Origin of the sequence: Actinomyces sp. HMSC08A09, assembly GCF_001807465.1 — a bacterium.
Taxonomy (GTDB): Bacteria; Actinomycetota; Actinomycetes; order Actinomycetales; family Actinomycetaceae; genus Actinomyces; species Actinomyces oris.
Map to the genome: position 1 here is coordinate 1 of NZ_KV789079.1, position 6,659 is coordinate 6,659.

Consider the following 6,659-nt stretch of genomic DNA (forward strand, 5'->3'; position numbering starts at 1 on the left):
ATCCGTCCATGGACGGATCCGGCCCCACCGCTGTGTCAGCGGCCGATCAGGTCGGCAGCGTCATGTCAGGCTCAGGCCTCAGGTGCGGTGACCTTGATGAGGGCCTCGCCGGGCTCCACCGAGTCGCCGCCGACGACCTCGACCGAGGCGAAGGAGGCGGTGTTGGTGACGAGCACCGGTGTGGTCAGCGGGTAACCGGCCTGCTCGATGACGGAACGGTCCACGCGGACGAGCTCCTGGCCCGCGCTGACGCGGTCGCCCTGGGAGACCTTGACGTCGAAGCCCTGGCCCTCCAGGTTGACGGTGTCCAGACCCACGTGGATGAGGATCTCCACGCCGCTGTCCAGGGTGATGCCGAAGGCGTGCCCCGAGGACGGGGCCACGACGACGGTGCCGTCCGCCGGAGCCGTGACGACGATGTCGCCCTGGGGCTCCAGACCCACGCCCTGACCGACGGCGCCCGAGGAGAACACCGGGTCGGGAACCTTGTCCAGGTCCATGGTCGTGGCCTTGAGCGGCGAGGCGATCTCAGTGACCGCACCGGGAACCAGGGCCGGCTTGGGCGTGGGGGCCTTCGCAGTCCGGTCGCCCTCCTCCACGGGAGCGGCAGCCGCAGCGGTCTGGGCCGGAGCCGAGACGGTGGTCTCGCCGCCCTTGGTGACGCCCGCTGCGGCGAGCGCCTCGGCCCGCTCCTCCTTGGTGCGGTAGCCGAAGGTGACGATGAGGAAGAAGGAGGTGGCGAAGGCCGCGGCGACGGCGATGCCGTAGAGCCACATGGGGTTGAAGACCGGGATGGTCAGCAGCGAGGTGAAGGCGAAGGTCGTGGTCGTGACGCCCTCGATGCCTCCCAGCATGCTGCCGATGCCCTGAACGAGGCCACCGACGGCACAACCGACGAGCATGAACGGGTAGATGCGCTTGAAGCGCAGGTGGATACCGTAGAGGCTCGGCTCGGAGATGCCACCGAGCAGACCGGCGAAGAGGGCACCGGTGGCGGTCTGGCGCATCTCATCGTCCTTGTCGCGGACGGACCACACGAGGACTGCCGCGGTGGCACCGAAGCAGGCGAAGTTCCAGGCGCCCATGGGGCCCTGGATGAAGTCGGTGTGGTTCGTGGCCGCCGAGGCGATGTTGGCCAGCATGAGGGCGTTGAGCGGCCAGTGCAGGCCCAGCGGCACCAGGAAGGGGTAGACCATGGGGATGAGGATCGCGAAGATGATCGGGGCGTGAGAGTTCAGCCAGAACAGGGCCGTGCCCAGGCCGGTACCGATCCACACGCCCAGGGGGCCGATGAGGAAGGCCGTCACCGGCATCATGATGACGAAGGACAGGAAGGGCACGAAGACCATCTGCACGTTGGACGGAACGACCTTGACCAGTCCCTTGTAGACCAGTGCCAGGATGGCCACCATCATGAGGGGGACGAAGACCTGACCGCCGTAGTTGTTGAGCTGCATGGGCAGCCCAGCGATATGGGCCGTGCACAGATCGGAATTGACGGAGGCGTTGTGGACGCAGTCAATCACGCCCTTCTCCTGGAGCGCCTTATCACTCAGGAAAATGTACTCCGGCGTCAGCAGCGCCGCCATGATCGCTGTGCCGACCCACGGGTCGATCTTGAGCTTCTTGGAGGCGTTGTAGGCCACCATGACCGGCAGGAAGTAGAAGACGGCACGGAACATGGCGTCGACGAACAGCAGCGTGGTGGGCTTCTGGTCGTTGGGCACGTGGGTGTCGATGAGGCCGAAGGCCTCACAGATGGCCTCGCCCGCGATGATGAGGGAGGCACCCAGCAGCGCCGGCAGCAGGGGGCGGAAGGAGTCGGACAGGTACTCGAAGAAGGCGTCGACCAGCGCGTTCTTGCCACGGGCCTTGGCCCGGGCGGCGGCCTTGACGTCGGCGTCGGACTGGCCCGAGCCGGAGGAGCCGCCCTGGCTCTTCATGGCCGGCAGGCTGTTGATCTCGTCGTACACGCTCTGCACCGCACCACCGATGACGATCTGGTAGCGGTCCCCGGACTGGGGAACGGCGCCCATGACGCCCGGGATGGCCTCGACGGCCGCCTTGTCGATGCCGGAGGCGTCCTTGAGCTCGAAGCGCAGTCGGGTGGCGCAGTGGGTGAAATGGATGATGTTCTCGGCGCCGCCCACGGCGTCGAGGATTGCCTCAGGGGTTGAGGTCGTGGTTGCCATTCGGGCCCTTTCCTACTGAGCGAAGGTGACGAGGACGGAGGATGCACCCCAGTGCTCTCCGAAGTCTCCGACGGGCTCGCTCTCGGTGGTGGGGATCTGACACCTCGTGCGCCGCGCGGGCGCAAAAAGGTGGTTGAGGAAGAGGGTACTGTCTCACGGCTCAGAACAAAAAGGGAACAGTCCGTCTGGATGGCGCCCGCACCTGGCCCAAGACGAACAATGGCCAAGAATCTGCGCGATCCCGGTATCCACTGGTCGGTGTTTGCGCAGTTGAGACGGGGCGTGCGCACAGGTGCTCGGGTCAGTGGGTGCACCACGGGAGCGGGTTTTGCACGCTTGAGGCACACCGACCCCGTCTCACGCGAAGGAGCTCGACATGAGCGCGCAGACCTCCCTGGCCGCACAGCCGGCATCGCCGGTCCTACCGAACATCCCGGTTCGCCCGCCCACCACGACTCCGCCTCCCGTCCCGGCCCCGACCGCCGCGCCCGACTTGCCGCGGCTCTACGGTCCACCGGGGTGGACGGTGCGCATCGGCCTGTGGCGGCTGCTGGAGCCCTGGCTCGACACCCCGCGCTGCCTGCCGGGGGAGAGCCCGCTGCGACTGGATGCCAGGGGCGCCCCGGTGAGCGACTACGTGCCCTTCCGCGGCATGGACGCCGCCACCGCGGCCGACCTGCTGAACCGGCTGCCGGCTGCGGCACTGAGCGACCGCCAGAACCTCGCCCCGAGCCTCAAGACGATGCTGACCGCCTGCGCCGGAGCGGACGGGCAGGTGCGCCTGTGCGGCTACGGCATCGGCCCCCAGCGGGAGGACGAGCGGCTGAGCGCCGAGGCCCTGTGGGTCGCCGACGCCGACCTGCAGGGCTACGAGGTCCTCGTCGAGCACAGCCGGGACTGCCAGTGCTCCGCGCTGTGGGAGCGGGTCAGGGACCGGTACGAGCTCGACGCCGGCTGCATTCCCGACGATATCGTGCGTACCCGGCCCGAGTGGGCCGGCGGCGCGGTCGGCTGGTGGATGTGGTGGGACTGATAGGCCCGTTGCGGCGGGCAGCGCCGGCGGGCCCGTACGATGGCGCGCGTGATTAATGTCCAGGACCTCACCATGCGCATCGGTGCTCGCCAGCTCGTCGCTCACGCCGGCTTCCGGGTCGACAAGGGGATGCGCATCGGCCTCGTGGGTCGTAATGGCGCCGGCAAGACCACGATGACCAAGCTGCTCGCCGCCGCCTCCGTGGCCCAGGGCGCCGGCCGTGCCGTCAACGACGCCGACGAGCGCCACGGGCTGGAGGCCGTCGAGCACGAGGGCACGATCACCTGCACGAGCTCGGTGGGCTACCTGCCCCAGGACACCAAGGTCGGGGACTTGAGCGAGATCGCCCGTGACCGGATCCTCTCGGCCCGCGGCATCGACGCGCTCCTGGCCCGCATCCGCAAGGCCGAGGAGCGCATCGCCGTCACCGAGGGTGAGGCTCAGGCCAAGGCCCTGGACCGCTACACGCGCCTGGACCACGAGTTCACCATGGCCGGCGGCTATGCCGCCGCCTCCGAGGCCGCCCGCATCAGTGCCGCGCTGGGCCTGCCCGACCGCATCCTGGACCAGCCCATCGGCACGCTCTCAGGTGGCCAGCGCCGTCGGGTCGAGCTCTCCCGGGTGCTGTTCCAGCAGCCCGACACGCTCCTGCTCGATGAGCCCACCAACCACCTCGACCACGACTCGATCCTGTGGCTGCGCGACCACCTGCGTACCTACGCCGGGGGCTTCATCGTCATCAGCCACGACGTCGAGCTCCTGCGCGACACCGTCAACCAGGTCATGTACCTCGACGCCGGTCGCGGGGTCCTCGACGTCTACCACCTGGGCTGGGACGCCTACCTCAAGCAGCGCGCCGACGACGAGCACCGGCGCCGTCGGGAGCGCGCCAACGCCGAGAAGAAGGCCGCCGCCCTGCGCGCCCAGGGGGAGAAGATGCGGGCCAAGGCCACCAAGGCCGTGGCCGCCCAGCAGATGCTCAAGCGGGCCGAACGCCTCATGGCCGACCTGGAGGACGAGGCGGCTGTGGAGAAGGTCGCCCACCTGCGCTTCCCCGACCCCGCCCCCTGCGGCAAGACCCCGCTGCGCGCCTCCGGGCTGTCCAAGGCCTACGGCTCCCTGGAGGTCTTCGCAGGCGTCGACCTGGCCATCGACCGAGGCAGCCGGGTCGTGGTCCTGGGCCTCAACGGCGCCGGCAAGACCACGCTCCTGCGCCTGCTCGGCGGGGTGGAGGAGCCCGACTCCGGAGAGGTCATCCCCGGCCACGGCCTCAAGATCGGCTACTACGCCCAGGAGCACGAGACCATCGACACCGCGGCGAGCGTCGTGGAGAACCTGCGCCGCGCCGCCCCCGGCATGGACGACACCCAGGTGCGCAGCGTCCTGGGCTCCTTCCTCTTCTCGGGCGCGGACGCCGACAAGCCCGCCCGGGTCCTGTCCGGCGGGGAGAAGACCCGCCTGGCCCTGGCCATGCTCGTGGTCTCCAGTGCCAACGTCCTCCTGCTCGACGAGCCGACGAACAACCTCGACCCCGCCAGCCGCGAGGAGATCCTCGGGGCGCTGGGCACCTTCGCCGGCGCCGTCGTCCTGGTCACTCACGATGAGGGCGCCGTCGAGGCCCTCAACCCCGACCGGGTCCTCCTGCTGCCCGACGGCGACGAGGACCTGTGGGGGCCGGAGTACCTCGAGCTGGTGGCCCTGGCCTGAGGGGCAGACCGCACCTTCCCGACCCGGGTGCGACGTCGTCGGACACAGTGAGTCCCCTCACCACGGCTCTGCGGTGCGGACCGCGTAGGGTTGTCACCAGGAACAAGGCATCGAGCTGGAGCGTTGGCTCCAGTGGATCCTTCAGGCGCTCGTCACGAGAGCCACCGCAGGACCTTCAGCGGCTCCGCACGAGGCGCCGCAGACGAACGTAGGCACACCAGACCAGGAGATGACCATGGCAGAGACCGCCCTGACTGAGACCACTGACACCCAGACCCCCGAGCACGAGGTCATCCTCACCGAGACCGCCGCCGCTAAGGTCGCCAGCCTCCTGGCCCAGGAGGGGCGCGACGACCTGCGCCTGCGCGTGGCCGTCCAGCCCGGCGGCTGCTCCGGACTGGTCTACCAGCTCTACTTCGACGAGCGTCTCTTGGACGGCGACGCCGTGCGCGCCTTCCCCACGGGCAGCGACGAGATGGCTAGCGTTGAAGTGGTTGTCGACCGCATGAGCGTGCCCTACCTGTCGGGCGCCACCATCGACTTCGCCGACACCATCGAGAAGCAGGGCTTCACCATCGACAACCCCAACGCCGCCGGAAGCTGCGCCTGCGGCGAGTCCTTCCACTGATCCCTCCCGCGCAGGCCCCTCCCTCATTCAAGGAGCTCATGTGCGCCGCACATCCCTGACCCTGACCGCCCTGGCCGCGGCCGCCTGCCTCACGCTGGCCGGCTGCTCGGGGTCGTCCAAGAACGCCTCCGCCACGCCGTCGGCCCAGGCGTCCCCGACCCTGACCCGCTCGATCATCGACTGCGCTCAGGAGGCCGGAACGATCGAGACCGACTCCGAGGCGCTTCCGGCGATCGGAGGCGATGCGGGAGCCGAGCCGACCGTCACCTGGAGTGAGGGGAAGCAGGCGCCTGCCAACCTCGTCTCCAAGACACTCACCGCCGCGGAAGGCCCGGCGGTGTCCTCGGGCGACGTCGTCACCGTAAACTACGTGGGCTGGAAGTGGGGGTCAACGGAGGCTTTCGACTCCTCCTTCAAGAAGGGTGCCCCGGTCACCTTCGGCCTGACCGGGGTCATCCCCGGATGGACCTGCGGCCTGGCCGGGCACAAGGTCGGTGAGCGCGTCCAGCTGTCGATCCCGGGCAAGCTCGCCTACGGCGAGACCGCCGATCCGGCTCGCCCGAACTCACCGACCGGGCCGCTCGTCTTCGTCGTCGACATCACTGCTCGCATCACGGGCGATGAGCTGACCCCGTCCACGAAGGACGCCACGATCGACTCCGCGGAGGTCAAGAAGCTCTCTGATCGCGGCGTGACGATCTCCGGCGACCTGGGTGCTCCCGCAGCCGGACTTGCGGGCCCCAAGGCCGAGGAGCCTCTGCAGCCGGAGGTCTTCGTCGTCGCCCGCGGAAAGGGCGCGGCCATCAAGGAGACCGACACGGTGGCCGTCCAGATGTCGCGCACCTCGTGGGACGGCACGACGAGGAGCTCGACCTGGGAGGATCACGCCCCCAGCGCAATGCCGGCCGGACAGATCCGTGCGGCCGGGCTGCCAGTGGGATCCAGGATCGTGCTGCTGGCCCCCGGTAACTCCAACGGGGGGCAGCGTCAGTCGGCGTACATCTTCGTGATGGACCTCGAGAAGGTCATCTGAGCGGAGAGCCGCTCAGGCGACCACTCGCGATGAGGCTTGTGGCCCGCACCCCGTGAAGGGGTGCGG

At 69.1% G+C, this 6,659-nt stretch carries 5 protein-coding genes; 4 read left to right on the forward strand and 1 reads right to left on the reverse strand.

Translation table 11 applies throughout. From position 1 onward, the window contains the following. Positions 1-71: 71 nt before the first annotated feature. Positions 72-2,192 (reverse strand): glucose PTS transporter subunit IIA, encoded by a 2,121-nt coding sequence (locus HMPREF3165_RS00975; RefSeq protein ID WP_070510163.1) that lies wholly within the window; start codon positions 2,190-2,192, stop codon positions 72-74. A gap of 376 nt (positions 2,193-2,568) precedes the next feature. Here HMPREF3165_RS00975 and HMPREF3165_RS00980 point away from each other — a divergent pair, with 376 nt between their 5' ends. From HMPREF3165_RS00980 to HMPREF3165_RS00995, 4 genes are all read left to right on the forward strand, one after another. Further along, positions 2,569-3,225 carry a hypothetical protein gene (locus HMPREF3165_RS00980; protein WP_070510166.1) on the forward strand — a complete coding sequence of 219 codons (657 nt, stop codon included), beginning with the start codon at positions 2,569-2,571 and terminating at the stop codon, positions 3,223-3,225. Between the two features lie 48 nt (positions 3,226-3,273). After that, positions 3,274-4,932 (forward strand): ABC-F family ATP-binding cassette domain-containing protein, encoded by a 1,659-nt coding sequence (locus HMPREF3165_RS00985; RefSeq protein ID WP_010615070.1) that lies wholly within the window; start codon positions 3,274-3,276, stop codon positions 4,930-4,932. Between the two features lie 235 nt (positions 4,933-5,167). After that, positions 5,168-5,560, forward strand: a complete 393-nt coding sequence (locus HMPREF3165_RS00990; RefSeq protein ID WP_070510173.1) for a HesB/IscA family protein — start codon at positions 5,168-5,170, stop codon at positions 5,558-5,560. A gap of 40 nt (positions 5,561-5,600) precedes the next feature. Further along, on the forward strand, positions 5,601-6,593 hold the full coding sequence (locus HMPREF3165_RS00995; protein WP_070510170.1) for an FKBP-type peptidyl-prolyl cis-trans isomerase: 993 nt from the start codon (positions 5,601-5,603) through the stop codon (positions 6,591-6,593). Positions 6,594-6,659 lie beyond the last annotated feature (66 nt).